General features: G+C 42.8%; 16 protein-coding genes. 7 read left to right on the top strand and 9 right to left on the bottom strand.

The features are described from left to right. The first annotated feature begins 6 nt into the window (after window positions 1–6). Window positions 7–537 (top strand): SRPBCC domain-containing protein, encoded by a 531-nt coding sequence (locus QL234_RS27415; protein WP_281560945.1) that lies wholly within the window; start codon window positions 7–9, stop codon window positions 535–537. 43 nt (window positions 538–580) lie between these two features. On the opposite strand, the gene QL234_RS27410 is transcribed toward QL234_RS27415, so the two are convergent. After that, on the bottom strand, window positions 581–1,006 hold the full coding sequence (locus QL234_RS27410; RefSeq protein ID WP_281560944.1) for a cupin domain-containing protein: 426 nt from the start codon (window positions 1,004–1,006) through the stop codon (window positions 581–583). 523 nt (window positions 1,007–1,529) lie between these two features. On the opposite strand from QL234_RS27410, the gene QL234_RS27405 reads away from it, so the two are divergent. From QL234_RS27405 to QL234_RS27385, 5 genes are all read left to right on the top strand, one after another. Next, complete coding sequence (locus tag QL234_RS27405) at window positions 1,530–2,717, top strand: hypothetical protein (RefSeq protein ID WP_281560943.1); 1,188 nt, start codon at window positions 1,530–1,532, stop codon at window positions 2,715–2,717. A 221-nt stretch (window positions 2,718–2,938) separates the two neighbouring features. Next, window positions 2,939–3,214, top strand: coding sequence for an HU family DNA-binding protein (locus tag QL234_RS27400; RefSeq protein WP_044835713.1), 276 nt, complete (start codon window positions 2,939–2,941; stop codon window positions 3,212–3,214). A gap of 1,722 nt (window positions 3,215–4,936) precedes the next feature. Beyond that, the gene (locus tag QL234_RS27395; RefSeq protein WP_044835711.1) at window positions 4,937–5,662 is read left to right on the top strand and encodes a RepB family plasmid replication initiator protein; all 726 of its coding nucleotides are present in this window, start codon (window positions 4,937–4,939) and stop codon (window positions 5,660–5,662) included. 620 nt (window positions 5,663–6,282) lie between these two features. Continuing rightward, entirely contained in the window at window positions 6,283–8,175 is a 1,893-nt protein-coding gene (locus tag QL234_RS27390; protein ID WP_348650740.1) for a replication initiation protein, read from the top strand. A 338-nt stretch (window positions 8,176–8,513) separates the two neighbouring features. Beyond that, a complete protein-coding gene (locus tag QL234_RS27385) occupies window positions 8,514–9,683 on the top strand; it encodes a hypothetical protein (protein WP_281560942.1) in 1,170 nt (389 codons plus the stop codon). A 245-nt stretch (window positions 9,684–9,928) separates the two neighbouring features. Here QL234_RS27385 and QL234_RS27380 read toward each other — a convergent pair whose 3' ends face one another. The 8 genes from QL234_RS27380 to amrB all read right to left on the bottom strand — a co-directional run bounded on the left by QL234_RS27380 (window position 9,929) and on the right by amrB (window position 19,356). After that, entirely contained in the window at window positions 9,929–12,805 is a 2,877-nt protein-coding gene (locus tag QL234_RS27380; protein WP_281560941.1) for a pitrilysin family protein, read from the bottom strand. Window positions 12,806–12,946: 141 nt separating this feature from the next. After that, window positions 12,947–13,621, bottom strand: coding sequence for a hypothetical protein (locus tag QL234_RS27375; RefSeq protein ID WP_281560940.1), 675 nt, complete (start codon window positions 13,619–13,621; stop codon window positions 12,947–12,949). 436 nt (window positions 13,622–14,057) lie between these two features. Continuing rightward, window positions 14,058–14,981: a ParB N-terminal domain-containing protein gene (locus tag QL234_RS27370; protein WP_281560939.1), complete on the bottom strand. Its 924-nt coding sequence runs from the start codon at window positions 14,979–14,981 to the stop codon at window positions 14,058–14,060. Between the two features lie 8 nt (window positions 14,982–14,989). Beyond that, window positions 14,990–15,790 (bottom strand): ParA family protein, encoded by an 801-nt coding sequence (locus tag QL234_RS27365; RefSeq protein ID WP_281560938.1) that lies wholly within the window; start codon window positions 15,788–15,790, stop codon window positions 14,990–14,992. 221 nt (window positions 15,791–16,011) lie between these two features. Further along, window positions 16,012–16,764, bottom strand: coding sequence for a type 1 glutamine amidotransferase domain-containing protein (locus QL234_RS27360; RefSeq protein WP_281560937.1), 753 nt, complete (start codon window positions 16,762–16,764; stop codon window positions 16,012–16,014). Between the two features lie 256 nt (window positions 16,765–17,020). Beyond that, on the bottom strand, window positions 17,021–17,857 hold the full coding sequence (locus tag QL234_RS27355; protein ID WP_281560936.1) for a KilA-N domain-containing protein: 837 nt from the start codon (window positions 17,855–17,857) through the stop codon (window positions 17,021–17,023). Window positions 17,858–18,026: 169 nt separating this feature from the next. Then, window positions 18,027–18,599, bottom strand: coding sequence for an AmmeMemoRadiSam system protein A (gene amrA / locus QL234_RS27350; RefSeq protein WP_281560935.1), 573 nt, complete (start codon window positions 18,597–18,599; stop codon window positions 18,027–18,029). Continuing rightward, window positions 18,577–19,356: an AmmeMemoRadiSam system protein B gene (gene amrB / locus QL234_RS27345; RefSeq protein ID WP_281560934.1), complete on the bottom strand. Its 780-nt coding sequence runs from the start codon at window positions 19,354–19,356 to the stop codon at window positions 18,577–18,579. The genes amrA and amrB overlap by 23 nt, the downstream gene beginning before the upstream one ends. Before the next feature lie 123 nt (window positions 19,357–19,479). Here amrB and amrS point away from each other — a divergent pair, with 123 nt between their 5' ends. Continuing rightward, entirely contained in the window at window positions 19,480–20,562 is a 1,083-nt protein-coding gene (gene amrS / locus QL234_RS27340) for an AmmeMemoRadiSam system radical SAM enzyme (RefSeq protein WP_281560933.1), read from the top strand. The last annotated feature ends 643 nt before the right edge of the window (window positions 20,563–21,205 follow it).

The following is a 21,205-nucleotide window of genomic DNA, read 5'->3' as shown; positions in this document are numbered from 1 at the left end:
ATAATAATGAAAAAAAATATTTTGGCACATGTCACCGCACTCTCTTTGTTTATTGGCGCGTTTAGTGCCAGCGCTGAAGTGTTACTGCTAGCACAAACGGGATTTATTATTGAAAATAAAATACAAGTAAGTGCCGACCGGGAAACAGCCTGGCGGGTGTTTACCCGGGATGTCGGTCAATGGTGGCCGTCGGATCATACCTGGTGGGGGGATGCCAAGGCCTTGTCGATAGACAGCTTTGCCGGCGGGTGTTTTTGTGAAAAAAGCGCCGGAAAATCAGCCGAGCATATGCGTATCTCTTTTGTTGACCCGACACATCTTATGCGTATGACGGGAGGTTTAGGTCCTTTGCAAGGCATGGGCATGTATGGCGCGCTGGAATGGGGGTTTAAAAGCCAGGGGCCTGTGACTGAAGTCACCATGACCTACAAGGTGAACGGTATCAGTCCTGATGGCTTTGAAAAGCTGGCGCCTGTGGTGGATAAGGTGCAGGCATTACAACTGGGCGGATTAAAAAAACGCCTGCAAAGCCTTTAAATCCCGTCAGTTTTCCCGTGATGGCTTTTGCATCAACGGGTTATTATTCACTGCCGGTGTCCTGGGTGATGGTATTCGCCATCCCCTGAATGCCGGCATAAAAAACCATGATTTCTGCCGGGCTGTTACCCTGATTGACACCATAGTGCCATTTGCCAATGACCTCGACTATGGGATCTCCGGTTTTTAACTGCAATGTTTCCCCTTTTTCGGTGATCACGGTTAACTCCCCTTTGAGCAATACCCCGGCGTTGATCACGCCATGTTGATGTAGCGGCAGCCTGGTATTCGGTGCTATGGTGATTTTAAGGATGCTGATCTCCGGTTGCCCCGACGGGTAATGTGGCAAAGTTTGCCCGTCCCAGCTCAAACTGCCCTTCGTCAGTACTTCTACCTGAATATCTTTTTGCGATTCGTGGGCTAAGACAGATGTTGATAATAAAGAGAGCAGGCAGATAAGTTTTTTCACAGTTACGTCCGGTATGGTTTGCTATAAGCGTGGCGGGAGTATAACGTCTATGCCGGGGGAAATATTGTATCTTTTGGTCTGATCAGTATCGCCCTGGTTAGCTCAGCAAAGCTGAAGCAGCCACTCACGCAGCCGATAGCTGTGGAGTTAAGCAGACTTTAGCTATTCAAGTCTGCTTTGTTCAGGACACACCAGACCCGACCATAACCCTGTTGTGAGGCACTGCTGAAAACCTGTCCGGATATTGCTTTAAAGTTCACTAGCCTATAGGGGCACACCAATCAAGAAGCGGTCAGCCGGCTAAACTAAAGTATTTGTTGATGCCTTAAGACTGTGGGGAGATGAATCAATAGCGGCTAAAGTACGATCATCTGTATTTTTTTCTGGTTATACATGTAATAACAAGGCCTTGTAAGGCGCTGTAATATTTTTATCAATTGCTGCATCCGAAATAAACTTCTCTGCGTATCTCTTTATACCCTTTGCTCTAGTTAATCGGGTATAACCCGGAGGAGAAAATGTTATGAAGGGAAGAACTTGGTGTATCGAATTTCTGGATACTGCAACTAAAGATGGTGATGTCCAGGTCAAATACAAGGTCACAGGTGCTGACGGCAAACCGCGTGATATTAATGGTGTCTGGGAAGGTTATAAGAAGGGAGACAGCCCGGATAAAAAAGCCAGCCGCTTTTTTAATGCCCTTAATTCGCCGCCGTATAACCGCTTGGTTAATGTTGTGCGCGCCGGGAAGACTGTTTGCTTCCAGTTAAAGGACAATGCGCCTTATCAGGACATTAATGGTTTTGAAGTTGGCGACCAGTCGGGGCAAACCTTTAATATCTATGATGATAAGCCGGATAACAATGACGGTGATAATGAAGAGTTCCTTGAGACTGTCCGCTTCAGGATCGACGGTATTCCTGCCTCAGCAGATGGCATGGTTCGCCTTGGCCTCGGCCAGGTGGCCCCTTTGGCACAGGTGGCCACCCATAAGAAGAATACCGCATTATCTGTGGAATGCATTCTTCAGGAGTTGGTATCGGTATTTAACCATATCTATCAGTCCCTTGGATTCCAGGCAAGTATCGAGCATGATACGGTTGTTATCCCTAAGGTTCCGTGTACTTTGGGAGCTCGAGGTGGCAGCGACGACAGCGGACTGGAGTATTGGCTTTCTATGCTGGATCCCGATCTGGGAGAATTTCCGCGCATTTTTGATAAACCAGGAACTTTGCAGGACAGTATAAGGTTGATCAATGCCCGGCTAGATTTAGTTAATATCCCTGATGTTATTTTTACTGATGCAGATCTCTTGTGCTTTGCTCCGGAAGATGCTGCTCCGCTACTGAAAAATAACTGTCAAACGGCGATAAAGATCAACAGCTTTCCGGGACGGATCAAGGCGGGAACTAAAACTATTGATCTCAAGATCACTTACACTGCACAGCTTGCGGGAACGCCGCCAATGGCAGTCACAGACCCCGTGATCAACATTGTGGTCGAGCGGATTGATAATGCCCTGGGGAAAGTGGTAGATCAAAAACTGACCTCTGTTGCTATTACCAGCCCTGCAAAAGATAAGCAGATCACGGCAACAGCCAATTGTGACATGAATTTGGCATTAGGAAACGGTGTGAGGATCACAGCCACACTTGTCTCAAATGAATGTCCGGCCGTTACCGACGGGCCAAAACTAGCTTCGGTAAATTAATAATAAAGCGTTAAGTCCCTTATATGCAGGAAGTTAATTTCTTGCATAAAGGGGCTTATTTTCTTCTTTAGGAGAAGGAATTTAGAGGTTAAACCTGGCCACAGCGCCCAAATAACGACATTTGGGCAATATTATTAACAGATCTGACAAATTTTCATTGATTGCGGAGAATTTATTCCCTAGTATTCGATAACAACAAAAACAACTATGGAACAAAAAACATGAACAAAGGTGAATTAGTAGAAAAAATCGCTGAAGGTGCAGATATCTCAAAAGCAGCGGCAGCACGTTCGTTAGACAGCTTGATCCAATCGGTAACAGATGAGTTGGCCAGCGGTGGTGAAGTAGCTCTTGTTGGTTTTGGTACTTTTAAAGTTTCGGATCGTGCAGCGCGCACTGGCCGTAACCCTCAAACTGGTGCTGAAATCCAAATCGCAGCAGCGAAAGTACCAGGTTTTAAAGCTGGTAAAGGCTTAAAAGACAGCTGTAACGCCTAATAGCTATAACGACAGCCGAAATCGCCAAAATCAGCTATGGCTGATTCTTTGGCGATTCTACCTCTTCTTTATCTATCTCTATTTCTAACTCAATGTCTTCTGTATCCATCCTGGGCCAGAATCTGTCTGCTAGCTTCATGATCAATATTGAGATAAGCGAAACGAATACCCCATAAAGGGCTAATGCGATGACTGCATTCATTAAGATGGAATCTGTAAAATTGAACATCCTTATTCCGTACGGCATTGGTTAACTTCCTATTTTTACAGTATAGACGGCTTCAAGGATAAGAAAAGCCAGCTTTTATAGGCCAAGCCCCTTCTGTTCGCTTGTGGTAAGATAAAGTTCACCTTGCATTGTAGAGACGAACAAATTTTAAAGGCAACTTTCCACCCCAAAATCGCGAGTTCGAATATTAAAGGCAACTTTTTACCCCAAAGATATCGGATAGGTATTCTGAGCAAAAAGTAACACGTTACTGTAAAATTCCTTTCGTTATAATCAATTAGCAATATAGTGCTCTAAGCCGCCAGACGATAAAAGGCAACTTTTCACCCCAAAGGTTATCTTTGATCGGGGCAACCAACAGCTAAAGGCAACTTTTTACCCCAATACTGGCAAGAGATAAATGCTGCTGACGGGCTAGTTGCTACCTTGCTCTCACTTGCTGTCCCAGGCTTTGGCGCTGGTAGTCTATGGAGAACCTCCACATAGCCTAAACAGGGAAATTAATAGCAGAAGACAGGTGAAAGGCAACTTTCCCCCCCAAAGGTTTTGCTTAAAAATAGCAAAAGGCAACTTTTCACCCCATAAATCTTGATTGAATCCAGATAATAAAGGCAACTTTTTACCCCAATATAATGCACCTGTGATACCAGGGCGGCAGCAATAGCTCTATAAAAGGCAACTTTTAACCCCATTGATGTTCCCGGATATCGAGTCGCGGTCTGGAAAAGCAACTTTTTGCCCCATAAACAGGCGGGGAAATGGAGAATATTCATTTAAAGGCAACTTCTCACCCCATTGCGGGCCAGAAATGCATGGTGAATGCTGCCGAAAAGCAACTTTTTACCCCATAGCCTGATAGTAATACAACAGCAGCGATAATGTCTGATGCTGAAAAGCAACTTCTGACCCCCATGGACAGCAGTGAAGTATCAAAGGCAACTTTCCACCCCATTTAAAGAGTCAACTTGGGGTAAATACTTGTTCATAGTGCTGTTTCTCCCTGTCCAAGCAGGCCTCACAGGGAATTTAAGCAGGATATTTGCAGTAAAAGGCAACTTTTCACCCCATAAAATACCATTTTGGTATTATTTAGCCCAGACAGCTGTTGCCTGAAGGGGATGGGCTATTAGTTTTTGAAATGTAAAAGCAACTTATCACCCCATTGCTGAAGGGTAACTTCGATACTTTACTAAAAGGCAACTTTCCACCCCAATGCAGAGAGATTTCTTCAAAGCAGTGATATTCGTTGATAGAAAAGGCAACTTTTTACCCCAATAGAATTGGTGACTTTTACGCGATTTAAGTGAAAAGGCAACTTTTTGCCCCATTTGTAAGGTTATGATTTATAAAGGATAGTTGTTAAAGGCAACTTTTTACCCCAAAAAAATAGTAAATTCTGTCTGAAAAGGCAAAATAACGGTTGACTTCTTTCCTGCTAAAGGCAACTATAGCCAAAAAAGTTGCCTAATATAACTAAAATGAGCGTAAAAGGAATGGCACGGAATAATAAAGCACTTAAAGAATCAAGAATTCATCACAGTCAAGAGTTAGTCGATGCGGCTTATACCTTAACCCGTGATCAAAAAAGGATTTTATGGTTATTCCTGGCCGATATTGAAGACAGTGAGAAGGTAGGGGTTAAAGTCGATGCCGAAAAGGGCACCTTGGAGTTTAACCTGCAGGCTTATGAAAGCATCTACAATGTCTCCCCTCATGAAGCCTCGCGTGATGTACGTGAAGCCCTGACTGGCTTTAAAGACAGGGAGGTAAAGTTATATTTACCGGAAGAGTCGTCCAAAACCGAAATGGCTACCGATGAACTTCCCTGGTTAGGTAAAAAGTCCTACCGTCCAAAACGTGGTTCCTACACGGTTTATTTTAACCCCTATCTGATCCCTTTCTTAGGTAATATCAAAGAGAGTGTTGCCCCCAGGTTTAAAACCTTAGAACAGCTCTCCAACCCGCTACACGTCAGGATGTACACCAAACTGATAGAAAGTGACTCATACAAACAATGTGAGCTGGAAGTGAGTTGGATGATAGAACGTTATGAGTTGCCTAAAACCTACAGTCGCTACTCCAATTTCAAGCAAAAATTCCTTAGTCCGTGTATTGAAAAGATACGAAAATTAGAGGGCATGGGCAATTTAGAATATAAAGAGCTCAAAAATAATCCGGAAAGGAAGCGCGCGGTTTCCACAATAGTGTTTACCTGGTAAATCTTTATTTTTCAAAACATTGGGGTGGAAAGTTGCCTTTCAGATTATTTGGGGGGCGCAAAGTTGCCTTTGGGATCTTTTCCTTGATCCTTTAAAAATTAGATCATAAAGTCTACGCATCAGAGGGAATTCTGATGGCAACAGCTTAAAATAGGGACTTTTGAGAGTATTCTCGGTGAAGGTGTTGCTTAGCTATTTAGATCCGGATCAGTAATTAAAAAATTGCCGGTGGGGATCTCTATTTAAGGATCTGTTTTTCAGCCCTTAAAAAAAGAAAATCCCGAAAGCCAGTCGCCAAACTATAACTTTCGAGATTTTTTGCTTTACGACAAGCAAGAAGAAGTATACCGATATTTAGCGGTTAAGTGCAACTGATAAATATAACAGGTGCTGCCTTGTCCGCAGACTTGTGCCCGTCTTATACCCTTTTTGCTTTGAAAACAATAACCCATGATAAGCAAAGAGGTTCTCATGAACTCATATAATCACATTCGTTATAAGCTGCTAGAGCTCTGCTCTTTTGTGGTTGTCTTACGATAATTTAATACTGCGTTACAGCGATATTTAAGCTCTGTACCTGGCTTTAAGTCTTAGGTACGGCGGGAGTTTGCCTGCGCAAAATGAATATGAGTCAATTATCACACCTGAGTCCGGCATTTTCAGCCGAGCAGGAAATCATGAGTGCTATCTGGCATAACGCGCCTTATGCGCCGTTTTGCTCGGATAATAAAACTGTGGGCAGCCAGTTACCCCGGCGCGAAGCGTTCAAGCGGCCTTATATCCAGTTAAATCCTCCTTGCAACATCAAGTTTTTTATTATCGATATCGATCACGAAGACGAAGGGCTTTGGAATAATGCCGAGATGCCGGCACCCAATGCCATTATCCGTAATAAAAATAATAAAAAGTGTCATCTGTTATTTCGTGTCGACGATATCCTGGTTAAATCAGTTAATGAGAATGTCGAAGTCAGATCTGAACCTATCCTTTATGCCAACGCCGTTTATTATGGCCTGTGCAACAAGTTTAAAGCGGATCGGGCGGCGTTTAATAACCTGGTGTCAAAAAATCCTTTTCATCCCGACTTTAATACCGAGTTTATCCACTCCCGGGTTTATAAATTAAAAGAGCTGGCTGAATTTGCCGAGCCTGACTGGTCAGTTTACCAGCGGGGGGAGAAGGAGAACCCTAATCCTGATTCCCGGCATTTATCCCTGTTTCATAAAGTACGTCATTTAGCTTACCAGCAGGTGAATCAATATCGCCTGGGCAGCGACTTGGAAAGTTTTTATCAAGTGGTGCTTAAGGAATGCATGGCGGGCAATCGGTTTAAAGGTGTTGGTTTTCGTGAAGATGAGAACTTGTCGGCTAGTTCGGTAAAGGCAATTGCCAAATCGATAGCGACCTGGACCTGGAATAACTACACCGGCACAAGCTGCAACCGCGGCATTATGAAATTACCTCATGATATGGAGCAAAGGCAGAAACAGCAAAAGGCTGCCCGTTATGTTGCTGATCTTAAACGTGAACGGACACTTGAGCGTTTAAAGCAGGCGTTTAAAAAGCTTTTGGCTGAAGACCTTAAACCGACACAGGTAAAGGTTGCCCAGGAGGCAGAGGTCTCCCTCAGTACTGCTAAACGTTATTGGCATGAGCTAAAAGCTAAATCAAGTCCAGTTAAGGTTGCTGTTATTCAATCTAAAAAAGATTCGTTAGCTATACATAAGGTTTCTTCCCCGCGCGATCTTAAGGCCCCTGCCCTGGATATGGCTTATCGTTATCAGTTAAGCTCATTCCTTGTTAAGCCGCATAGTTCAGTTTTATCCCTTGATTTATCATTGTTTAATCAGGAGTTTTTAACTTGTACTTCTCATTACAGTTTTCAATCTCATTCTGGACGTTTAGTCGAATCTTCATCAAGTCATTTTAATGTTCAAACTTTACCTAAAAAGATCCGTGAGTCTGTGTTTAAAGGTTGGTATGAAATTGATTTGATTTTCTCACACGGACAAATGTTGTTGGATGTGATGTCTGCTTATATCGATGATGTCTTAATACCAAAGCAAGTCCACTCCCCTGGTTTTTGGCAAAGTCTTGAAGTTGATTCTTGGATGCAACTTGTTGATCATTATGCAGACTTTTTAAATAACCTCGATAACAGGCTTTCTTCTTGGCAAACGTTGTCAGGTCTGTCCCCTAAGGCGTTAAAAGTTGCGCTAGTTTCTTATTTACACGGTGCAGGTAATTCCAAATTAAACAATTTACTCTCAGGTAAGTTATCGTTATTAATGTCTGATAAACGATTTTTTAAGTTGTTGAAAACTTTTGAACTTTGCCGAAAGAGTATTAAGTTTTTATCCGTTAAATTAAATAGGTGTGAAGCTGAAGTCTTTAAACCCTACTGGGGGCAATTGTTAGTTATTCATGATGGTATTCTGGTACAAGATTTTACTTTAGCTGAGCGGATTAGCCGTTCAATTGGTTATCACCATACTATGAGTTTAATTTCTTAATTTGTCTCTGGTATTTATAGAAACAGTTTGTTAGTTAAAGTTTCATAAAGAAAGGGATCATTTTGTATATCTCTAATTGGGCTGGATTGGTGAAGAACCAAATGGCTCTGTACTGACAAAGAGTATTATGAAGTTTGTAGTGCAAACAGCTCATATTTTTTGTCTGTTAGAGCATTATTTTCCAGCAAAACTAATTTAGTAAACTTCCGTCTTCAGATGCTTTGTGGGCATTTAACAATGAATGTAAGAATTTTTATATTGTTCAAGTACTCATATTTGGTGTTTGGCCGGTAAGTAACTGTCTGCTTTTTCAAATAAAACTGAAGGGGAAATCAATAGTGGAATCATCTAAAGTAGCCACGGCGCTTGGAGTTATTCATAGTAACGGAAAGACGAGTATTCATGACTTTGGCAAAATTCATAACTTATTAGTCGCTAACTTCAAAAATGCCAAGCAAATAATATCAAATAGTCAAAATTCTTTACCTAACTCCTCAGCAGTACCTATTAATAATCCGTATGATCAAGCAAAACTAAATACGTTTACTGCTATTGGAATTGCCGGTCAAGAAGCAAACATAGAGGTTTTGGACAATGCTATGTTAGCGTTAGCTATTCACCGTAGTTTGACTGATACAAAAATGCCAGCTAATGCTGAATTTAAATCAGAGAAAGCAAACCGATTAAATGTAACTTGTAGCAAACCAGATCCTCAAACTATAGAAAATGCCCTGAGTAATTGTGTAGAGATAAGTAATTTAATTGAATCCAAAGGTAAGCTTGGAGCTCACACTTTACATGATGCCGAGTTAAACTTGGTTACTCTGAAAAGTTTATCTGAGGCTGGTGTTAAGTTTGATCCACAAATTTTAAAAAGAGCCGAGTTAAATTTAGCAACAATACGTAATTCACTTAAAGAGGATGACAGAGCAATTACTGAGAAGAAATTATCGAGTAATGATGATAGCGTCGTTCTGGATGATAAAAAGAGCATAAAAGCCAGGGCTAATGAAAGATCTATTGAATCACGCTTGAGGGATGAGTTGCATGATAAAGTTCATGTTCAAGAACTTAAGCCATCTGATATAAAGAAACAGAAGAAAGCGCAAAGGCAGTTGGAGCCTGATAGTAAAGATAAGCAAATCAAGGAGTCTCAGTTAAACGAAGTAACAGATGAAGTAAAAATAGAGCAGTTAGCTAAAGAGGATGAACAAAAGCAAATCGAGCTGGAAAAAACTGATGGCTTGGTAATCAGTGAAGAGCTGAAGAAAAATATGTTAACTCCGCCGGCTTTTCTGTCTGCCGTTTCCAGGAAAAATGAATTGGATGAAGAAAAGGCATCCGTAGAAGCACAGCTAAGTGATCTCAGTGAAAATGGGGTGAATAATAACCCCAACATGTATATAAACCTATCAAATTATTCGGCGGCATTGAATATAGATGATGAAAATGGTTATGAAGATATTTTCGAGGATGATGATCACTACAGTGATAAATATGAACTTTAGGTTCGCATACTAGAAGATAGAATAAGGACTTTATGTCACTAAGGTAAATCCTAAGGGGAAAGAGATGCACAGATTGCATGTAAATGCTTTGTTATCTCTATAATAAGCTTAAAGTTAGCAAGAATCTTGGCCAAATGCCTATTCCTGGGCTTGGTTTAACCTTTGTATTTAAAAGTCCACCGGTATAAATAATGCCGTTCATGAAAATGAACGGCATTATTGATTTTTAGCGCTTAATTAAAGGCTTATTCAAAAACTTGGTCGACAGCTAAAATCTCAACATTATCGGTTGAGATTTCCAGCGGATAGTCCTGAATAATCTTGTCTTCCTCAAGCAGTTCAGCCGGCTTTTCGCTGTTGTACTTCAAGGTAGAACGAGACTCTTTCACCAGACGCTCTTTCATGTCTTTGGCGTCACCGGAAATATACACATAATGGATATCGTCGGTTTGCAGATTTTCCTTGATCACACGGTTTACGTCAGTAAGTGTTAACTTACCCAGCTGCTCGCGAACATAGGTGACGAAGTCTTTAGTGTTATAGAACTCACTGTCTAACGCGTAACCCAGCTGTTTATCCTGGCTGGATACTAACTGAGGTACATAGTTAAGCAGGAAGTTACGCGTTGCTTCAAAGTCTTTTTCCTTCATACCGTTTTTAATTAACTTATCCAGTTCGAACAAGGCGGCGCGTGTTGCGAAATGGGCATCGTTATTTGAGCGCAGTGGACGTAACCAAACCTGGAAGATTTGGCTGGAACGGCCTAAGTTGGCGTCGGGCTTGGTTTGAAACATGCCTCTTGGGAAATATTCAATATAAGAATAATCGCCATAGTTCATGCCGCGGCTTTGGCGAATTTGCTGATACAGATAGCTGTTTGAACTTCTGTGCTCACCAAAGTAAGAGCGTACTAACCATAAAGCTGCCCAGTCTTTATCGCTGCGTAAGGTTTCGATAGGGAAACCGAAAGAAACAGCGGTAGATTTTGCCGACTTTTCAACAATTGTGGCATGGTGACCTTTAAGTTTTGGTGCTTTGGCTACCGATAAGCGCTTTTCTTCGCCTTGTGGCAGCTGCGTCAAATCAGCAATTAACTGCTCTTTTACCGCTTTTGGCAGTGCTCCGGTAATGCCTAAGTGTAACTTAGCCTGGGTAAGTTGCTCTTTATAAAAGGTTTTAACATCTTCTAATGTCAGGGATTCCAGATCTGAAATATCCCCGTAGTTATAACTTTCATAACTGTGGCCTGGATATAACTTGGTATATAATACTTCTTTACCCAGCTCTTCATCATTTGAGGCCTTTAAACCTGACTTGATGCTGTCGATTAGCTCTTTTTTCAGGCGTTTAAAGTCATCTTCACGCCATCCAGGATTAAGTAACTGATCACTAATTAAGGCATACCAGGCTGCGGCATTATCTTTATGTACCCTGCCGCTAAAGGACATCATTTCTTTATCCAGCTGCCCGCTGAAGCTGCCGGCCAATGGATAAAGGCCTTTTTTGATTTCCTGGTAGCTGCGAGTTTGTGAACCGCCTTCGGTGAGCATGCTGGCCATTAACGCCGCTACCCCTTTCTTGCCTGCCGGATCAGCAGCGGCGCCGGTATAGAATAAGAAGTTAACGTCTACCAGAGGCGAGTCGTTACTGTTATCCAGGATGGAGAAACCTACTTTACCGGGTTTTGCAGATAGTTTTGCTACCGCAGCACTCAGATCTACTTCTTGTTCAAAGCCGTCGATTTTCTCTAGCGCCGACATGGTTACTGTGGTGCGGTTGCTATCGATGAAATACTTGTTGGCAATCGTTTTGATGTCTTCAGGGCTGATATTATCAAAGCTTTGATAAAGCTGGTTGATCACTTCAGGATCCCGGGTGAAGTGCATATAAGAGGCTAATGTGCTGGCAATAGCTTCTGATGAATCTAAACCGTTGATAAAGCTGTATTTGAGATTGGATTTTAAATTATCCAGCTTTTCCCCTGCTACCGTTTCAGTGCGTGCCTGGGCATAGGTGCGGTTGATGGCGTCGCGGACAAGTGTCAGGTTTTTTTCATCGTCGACTTTTACGAAAACATGACGTAAACCGGCGTCTTTTGTTTCCGGGTTATAAACAAACATCTGGCTGGCAAGCTGCTTATCAACAACCAGTTCCTGGTATAGCGCCGAATTGTCAGAGAAATACAGTTCAGAGATCAAGTCTAATGCCGCGCGGTCTTTTTTCGTCGGCTGCATGTCGGTCCCTTTAAAAGAGACTAATAACCAATGGCCGGGTAAGCCTTCAAAAACTTCATGCTGGTATCTTGGCGCCGCTTGTTTTGGCTCGGCAGGTACTTGTGATTTGAAATCTCCCTGTTGCCATTCACCCCAGTATTTTTTCACCATCGCCAATGTCGCTTTGGGCTCGACATCACCAACAATAATCAGAGATACATTTTCCGGTTTATAGAAACGATCGAAGAACTGTTTGCCATAGTCCATTTGATCCGGCATGGCTTCGATATCTTCGAAAAAGCCCATAGTAGTATGTTTGTAAGTATGGGTGTCGTAAGCGGTTTTGCGCACGGCCGATAACAGTTTACGGATCGGGCTGGCATTGTTTTTCAGGTATTCCCCTTTAACCGTTAACGCCTCGGTACGGAACTGGGCTTCGGTATACTCCAGGTTTTGGAAGTGATCTGCTTGTATTTCCAATACTTTTTCTAAATGTTCTTTAGAAAAGTCAAGGTGATAGTTGGTGTAGTCGTTAGTGGTATAGGCGCCATTATCAACACCGGCATTTTTGAATATGTCGGCATATTCGGCTTGCGGGAATTTTTTCGAACCTTTAAACATCATGTGTTCGAAAAAGTGGGCGAAGCCAGTTTTACCCTCTTCTACTTCGTCCCTGGAGCCGGTCGAAACAGGAATTTGTAACGATACCAGATCTGGGTAATCGGTTTTTACTATCATTATCCGCAGGCCGTTATCCAGTTCTTCTAACAGGTAATCCTGGCTAAATACTTTATTTTCGCCTTGAGCGGCGACACTTTGTGGCATGTTTTGATGCTGAGCCGTTAAGGTACCACAGGCGCTTATGGATAAAGCTGTGGCGATCACGACGGCAAGTTGTTTTAATTTCATATTTTTGTTCTCGGTAATTTGACCCGGTTATTATGCGAAACTACGGGGCATTTTTCTAGCACAGTGTGGCAAGCCAGCCCTGCAAAATTAACTAAAATGTAACACTATGTATCCATATCAATGTTGTGATTTGAACGGGGATTATTTTGTTTCATCTGTTTCTTCTCCAAGAAAAGCCCTGATGATCTCTGCCCTGCCCCGCGCTTGTACCAGTTTTTCAGGTGTTTTCATCTGTGCACGGGCTTGCCAGCCCTGGGTGAAGGCTTTTTCCAGTACCTGTTGCAACATTTTCTGCTCCGGGGCCGGCAAGCGTAATCTGAATAAATAAAGCCAGCTCTCATCTGTCAGTTCCGGGAGGAGCTGTGGCTGTTCTTTATCCTGGGCCAGGGCGGTTAAATGCTGTTGAACACTGGCCTGTTCATCGGGGGAAGTTAAGTAATAGAGGAGATTGTCCAGGCCACCATCGATCCCCTGTCCCGGCTCTTGTAATCCTAAACGCGAAGCAATCGGTTTTAGCCTGGCCAATGTTTCTGCCGACACCGAAACATTTTTACGGCCATGGCGTAATTTATAACAATAGGCCCGGTAAGCATCACATAGTTTTGTAAATGCCGCCGGGGTCATCACCGCTTTGAGGCGGGGTTTTGCGCTTGCGAAACTTTGTCCTGCCATCTTGCAGATAAAAATGTCTATGTCTTCAAATTCCGCTGGCGGTTGCTGCCGAAAATTTTCTGCCACCAGGCGTTTTTTAAAAGCTGGTTTGCGGATATAGTTTTGCCACAGGTTGACCACTTCATTTGTGTTATTATTTTTCATATTCGCGACTCTGATGTGCATCACCATTATTATATGTGTTTTAGCCGTGATATGTCACGGTTGTATTTTTTATTATTTTGGGTGTCATGATACGTTACTTTTAAAGGAGTGACGCCTGATTCGTCGATTTAAAATACTGATCCCCGGGGATCAGATCATTACAGTTCACCACTTGTCGCAGTAAGTGATTTCATATACTAAGCGGCCTAGCCTGTTTCTGTATTCAAAATTACTGACTTGAATTTAGTTTAGTTGGCGCCCTACCCTGCTTTCGTATTTTAAATTACTAACTTGAATTTAGTTGGTGCCCTGCCCTGCTTATCCTGACGGAGGCTTTTTGCTCTTAGGCTGATGTTTGGTAAGTTTATTTTTTGAGGGAAAATAATAAGGCGATCCCGCGTAAGGCAAGGTCGCCATCATGAAGAGTTATTGAAGTTTACTTGTTAATATAACCTTTAATGACCTGCTCTATTTCGCTGAGTAAATCACCGGGAACCCCAGCAGGAATACTTATTTTAGTATGCCCTTTTGTATTTTGAACCAGGGATATTTTATGTTTGCCTACCATAAAGTTTTTATCTTCAGTTTGGCTAACGGTTCCCATAAATTCAGTAATGTAGGCTATCAGTTTGTCGGCGCTGGCAAATTGCTTGTTGGCTAATTTTGCTTTTAGCGCCTCGGTATCAAGTGCCGGATCACCCAGGATAGATTTTACCTTGATGCCTTTTCTTAATCCCCAGGTATAAGTGTCTTGTACCGGGGTTTGGATCCACTCCGGCAACTCGGCCAGTTTCAGTTTTTCGTTCATTGTTTGCCGGGATACTTTTTTATCCTGCATCTCGGCAAAAATGGTGACTGTCAGGCTGTCATCTTCCCGCTTCATATTGTCATAGACAAATTTCAGGTAGCGGCAATCGGTTAAAAAGTCCGGCTCGGTCCGGCCGTTATTTTCATTATCGGCCAAATATTTGGCCTCGCTGTCATCAACATCCACCAGATCAACCGTCAGTAACTCCCCTGCTTCGATACAGCTCAAGCGTCTGCGGCAACCGGCGATAACTTCTATCTCTATACCATTTTCATCCGGTACCGACAGTTTTCTTGCATATACAGGTGTCAGATTACCTTTGCCTTTTTTGATCAGTGGCACCAGATCTGATATATCAACTACCAAGGCAAAATTTCGCGGGTTGCCCGACCATAAACGGGTTTTTGTCGGATCTACCTGGATGGTGGTCTTTTTAACTTGTCTGCTGGCCAAAGTTAAGAAGGATTCTGTCTCAGTAGTTTTTTCTTCCACTTCTGACGGATATTTAGCGCCGAGTGCCGCCTTTTCTAATAGATCTATATTGAGGTCCATAACGGCTCCTAGCAAGTTGTGTCAGACGTGTCTGACACCGTTTGAGTTTCACGTTTATATTCCACTTCCCGCATACCGTCTATTTCATCTAACAGTAAATCGAACTGGGCGCGTTTGGCATGGGCGGTATACTTATATTCACCGGTTCCCGCGACGGCATCTGACAAGGTTAAGCCCTTGTCCTGAATTTTCTTGATGGCTTTTACCTGGGGAATGGCCACGCCGGAAATCGACGCATATGAGAGTAATTGTACACAGACCCTTTTCGCTTCCTGGAACAGGTCCCGTGATGTATGATCAACCATAGTCAACAGCAGTCTCGGATCTACTCTAAAGTCTGGGTCAACACCATCCTGGACATTTTCTTCTATTTGTTTAATGACAAATAAGGTTGGGATCAACTGCTCTAAATCCACCTGGCTTGGCTGGAATGGCAGATAAATCATGTCTGAAACCGGCACCGAACTTTTAAAGGCGCGGTTTTCATAACCGCCGGTATCTACCAGCACATAGTCATATAGTTCATCCAGTGCTTTTAAATCCCGGGTTAAGGTATCGTCAGGTTTTCTTAATTCACATTTGATAAAAGGCAGTTCATCAAGACCTTGTTTGACAAGCTCCTGGCTGTAGTTTTCTCTGCGTCGGATATAATTCACTACCGATTCATTGGTATCGGCATCAACAATACAAACGGTGGTCTTTGTTAGTGTGCCGCGCCTTTTGGCTTTGGCTATGATGGCACCGGCCAGGTTAATGGCAGTAATCGACTTGCCAACGCCGCCTTTTTTATTGCCAAATAAAATGATCATTATTATTCGCCCTGTAAGTGATTAATTTATTTTTAATTAATCTTTGTTAATTCGTCTGACAAATAAAAAGTAACGTAAAAAGACCTATAAGGCAAGGGTGTCAGACGCGTCTGACACCCTTTTTTGATAATAAATTGAAAATAATTTTTTTTTGCTGGTTTTAGCTGCAATTTCAGGGCTAAACAACAAGTTGGCTGGCTGATATCAACATTAAGTTAAGGTTATTTCTGATGCTGTAAAATCATCTCTTTGGCCACCAGGGCAGCCGAAGGTAAAAACATAGTGGAAACAATTCGGCTGTCGATGATGACTTGGTGCTTATCTTTTAAGGTTTTTTTATTCTGGGCGATAGCACCATTTTTATTTAGCTGGCTTTCTACCATAAAGGGAAGCAAGCTGCCCTGCTTGGCCCATGATTTGGTTTTTTCCGTCGAATCGGGAAAGCCGGCAACTTTTTTGTTTTTTACTAAAAACTCCCCGTTGGCTAAGCGCACATTGGCAAAAGCCCCTGCCCCATGGCCGCCGCTGCCGATAATGCCTCCGTCCTGGTAAATTTCGGCCATGACCGCTAAAAGCTCGGGATCAGTGGCTACATCAAATAAAGGGCCATAACCGCCGCCTATATATACTCCCCAATAATCGTCCGGGTTGACCTTAGCTGCCGGAAGGGAACGGTTAGTTTTTTCCTGGAAGCCTTCGTATTTGATGGCGTAGCTGCTGATACCTACGGGATCCATCATAAACTCAAGTTTTCCACCTCTAGGAGAGGCAAAGTCGACTTCATAACCGTGACTGACAAAAACATGGTATGGCGGTGCGACTTCCCAGAGGTTGTTGCGCGCATCGTGTTTTTCCGCATCCCCCATATCTGTGACATTGGAAGCAATAATAAGTATTTTCTTTGCTTCTTGTGCGTGAATATTGGCTGAAAAGACAAAAGCAAGTGTGAGTATTACAGGATAAAGATAGCTCATAAGTTTTTTAGCTCTAGTGGTTTAAGTTCAATTGTTTTGTGATTAGATGAAGGAAATGAGCAATAGGTTTAAATTAAAGATCTGATTATGAAAAATTCATAGAACATGATCAGGTTTGAGCTGTTAACTAGAATGCTGATGAAAAAGGCGATGATGTTTAGGTGTAGAGAAGGGGAGGCGGGCAAAACAGCCTGTTACTTGCTTTGCCCGTAAGTTATCTTTTATCAGGAGGATAAAATGCTTTATTGTAAGAGCATTATTCGTTTTCTTCTGTACCTATATAATGTTCCAGTTTAGCCACCGAATTGTCATGCGTTAAAATTTTCATCTGGTGGATAGCTATCTGGTTGAGCTTCTGCAACCGTTCGGCCTGTGGCATACCTTCGTTAATAAAAACCGCATTGAGGTTTTCCAGGTTAGATAAACACACCAGCTGGGATACATTGGCCATATCTCTGAGGTTGCCCTTTTGCTTGGGGTTGGCTTTACGCCAATGTTGGGCGGTTTGTCCGAATAAGGCCATGTTCAGCAGATCCGCTTCCGAGGCGTAAACATACTTTATCTGGGACTTGCTCAGGCTTTCCGGGATCAGGTTCTCTTTAATGGCAGCGGTATGTATGCCGTAATTGAGTTTGGTGAGGTTGCGCTTAATATCCCAGCCAAGCTGTTTCTGTTCTTCATCTTTTAACCGCTGAAATTCCTTGATCAGGTAAATTTTAAATTGCGGTGAAACCCAGGAGGCAAATTCAAAGGCGATATCTTTATGGGCATAGGTACCGCCATAACGGCCGGCTTTGGCAAAAATTCCCATGGCATTGGTTTTACTGATCCACTGTTTCACCGAGAGCACAAACCGGTTAAGACCCGCCTGATTTTTAATTCCCTCGAATTCGGGGGAATTAAAATCCGGGTTATAAATGTCTTCCCAGATCCCTAAAAATTCGATGGTATTTTTATTACGCAGCCAATTCTCTATCAGTGATGAACCGTTTTCGATATCCCGTACCATATCGGTCAGGGAAATAAAGTCGTGTTCTTGTTGTGCCACAATCGATACTTCGACGCCTTGTACATCAAGCTTACTTTTGGTCATTATGGTTTAGGTGTTCCCTGTGGCTAAGTCTATATTTCTTGATGAATTCTACACGTAACGGGAGCAACAGGAATAGCTTTTTTTCATTGGGGCTGTTTAAACGCTTGAAATAAAAACTAGCACCGACTAGTTATGCTTTGGTCTGTTATGAACTCTTTATTTAATGGTGTTAACGGCAGATAAAGGTATGAAAGCGTGATATTTGAATATTGTTACTCCAGTAATCTGCCTGCCAGCCGCCCTTTTCTTTTAATGCCCGAACAAAGGCTTCAGCTGTGGGCAATTTTTGCCACACAGAGGGCAAAAATACCGCATGTAACTGCTTTTCTCTAAACACTAGGCCATCAATACCAACTTTTAGCTGGTCGATTAGTGCTTGCTCCCCTGTGTTTGTCATCGGCACCATAGGCGATAGAATCGATATTTCAAAACGGGCATCTGCTAATTCTTCTTCGGTTAATGAATCAAAGCGGTAATCTTCAAAAGCACTGCTAAAACCGTGGCGGCAGGCATCGCGCCACAGGGGGTCTTTTGCCGTGGTAGTGCCGATACAACCCCTTAGCTGATCGTTTACATAGAGTGTGACAAAGCTGGCAGCAACTTGCAGCAGGGCATCTGATTCCGGCTCCGGCGGGAAGAAAAAAAGCTGCTCCTTAACTCCCTGTCTGAGTACCTGCCAGATCAGTGCCTTAAGCTGTGACTGGTCATCGCTATCTAGTTCAATAGAGGATAAAGCTGGCATAGCCCACCACTTTACTTTTATCACCGCTGGTGTCGCCGGAATTTCCGTGTTCCAATAACTTAATACGCCAGTCTTCCCGATGAGCGAAATCGAGCAAACCGTTTACCGCATGACAACCGCAGGCATCGTATGGTTGTATATCAAGGTTAAATGCCAATATCGCCTCTATGGTTTTTTGATCTAATAGCCGTGCCTCTTTGTCGCTGTGATAATGGCTCATATCACTGCTAACCACGATGATATTTTCAGGATTGCCCGAAAAGACATCCAAGATTTTACTGACTTCTTGTGGTGAAGCTTCACCGACGACTATCGGCACAAGCTGAAAATCATCCAGGCAAGTTTGTAAGAAGGGCAGTTGTACCTCCAGCGAGTGTTCTAAGGCGTGAGGCTGGTCTTGCTGAACCAACAATCCCGCCTCAACTAATTGCCGGCAAGCTTGCTCATCAACGCGGACTTTGCCAAGCGGAGTGGAAAAGAATTCATAATGGGGCACGGCACAGCCTTGTAGGTATACTCGGTGGCTTGGCCCCAGTAAAATAACCCGTTTAATCGTATCTTTGAAATGCTTTAGTGTTGCATAGCCACTGGCGGCTATACTGCCTGAATAACAGTAACCGGCATGGGGAACAATCAATCCCTTGGGGAAAGTTTCAGATAAAGGGAAAGGGGCCAGCATTTGACTAAGATCTTGCTTTAGTTCCTGGGGAGACTCGGGGTAAAAGCTGCCTGCAACAACGGGATTTCTGTCTTTCATGGTTTTCACCAAAGCGCTTGGTTTAAAGCGCTGTTAATTACCGTTAAATGTGTGTGCTGTACGCGGTTTCTACTCATCAATTGACTACACTTATAGCATAGCTTTAATTCGGAAAATATTGCCATGAATGCCCCTGATTTTGAGCGTTTTCCCACTAAGTATTGGCAAAAACTCGATGATGGCCGGGTAAGATGCGATATGTGCCCGCAGCACTGTACTTTAAGGGAAGGAAAGCGGGGCACTTGCTTTATTCGTATGCACCACCAGGGAGAGATTGTCCTGACCAGCTACGGCCGCTCGTCCGGGTTTTGTATCGATCCGGTAGAGAAAAAACCTTTAAACCACTTTTATCCCGGCTCCAGTGTCTTGTCCTTCGGTACCGCAGGATGCAACTTGGGCTGTAAGTTTTGCCAGAACTGGGATATCAGTAAATCCCGGGAAATTGATACTTTATGCGGTAGCGCTATGCCGGAGCAACTTGCTCTGGCGGCAAAAAGAAAAGGCTGCAAAAGTATTGCCTTTACCTACAATGATCCGGTGATCTTTTTCGAATATGCCATTGATGCTGCCAAAGCTGCCCATGAGAATAACTTAAAAAGTATAGCAGTATCAGCAGGTTATATTTGTGACGAACCTCGTGTTGAATTTTATCGCTATATGGATGCTGCCAATATCGATCTAAAAGGCTTTACCGAACATTTCTACCACAAGATTTGCCATGCACATTTGCAACCTGTGCTCGATACCCTGGTTTACCTGAAAAATGAAACCCAGGTCTGGTTTGAAATTACCAACCTGGTCATCCCCGATGAAAATGACAGTGATGAAGAGTTGCATAACATGTGTCAGTGGATCGCCGAGAACTTAGGCCCGGATGTTCCGTTGCACTTTTCTGCCTTTCATCCGGACTTTAAGATGATGGATAAAGAAAGAACGCCGTTATCAACCTTATTAAGGGCAAGAAATATCGCTTTAAGTTATGGCTTACACTATGTCTACTGCGGTAATGTTTTTGACAGGGAGTCGGACAGTACCTACTGCCCCAGTTGTCGGGAAGTTGTGATAGAAAGAAACTGGTATGACTTAGGAAGCTATCATTTAGACGACACCGGGCACTGCCAGCACTGTGGCCATCAACTTTCGGGGCGATTTGGCGGACCCAAACAAAACTTCGGCAGGCAGCGTATCCCCATCCGCATTCAATAACTTAGCAAAGAAAAATCTTAAGTAGTGTTTTTTAATACCTAAACGGGACTTTTAGCATTAGCCATTGCTTATTGCTATTAAAAGTTTCGTAACAGCAATGTTTTAATCTGTTTATCTCTTCATACTAGTGAAATAGGCAATATGATCTTCCTTTGAAGTATTGTCCTCATTAATAGTAAGAACAACTTTTGAGCGCCTGTAACTACTAATACTGGCTAGGGGAATAGTTTTTTTAAATAAGTTAAAAAAAGTGTTGACCCCAGCAAAAAAATCTCTAAAATGCGCATCCACTTCCACGGGGCAGCCCAACGAAGTGTTTTGATAAGTTTAGTTGATGGAAACCTTAACTAAACGGTCAACAAAACTTTGAAAAAAGATGTTGACATCAAAACTGAGAAGCGTATCATGCGCATCTCGCTTGAGACAAGGTCTTAAGCGGCAACGGTTAACGAATGCGATTAATCGTTTCATCTTCTTTCGAAGATGAGTTCTTTAAAAATTAGTTATCATGCAATTTGTGTGGGCACTCACGTTAATGTTGATTTTACATAGCTACTTCGGTAGCAAATAAAATACTTAATGATGAATGACACACAAAACTATTATTCATAGTTTTACGTTTATTTTCACTTTTTAAAAGTGA

The sequence above is a fragment of the Thalassomonas sp. RHCl1 genome, assembly GCF_947387555.1.
Lineage (GTDB): Bacteria > Pseudomonadota > Gammaproteobacteria > Enterobacterales > Alteromonadaceae > Thalassomonas.
The sequence above is the reverse complement of the archived record's forward strand: the minus strand, read 5'-3'. Positions and strand labels throughout refer to the sequence as shown.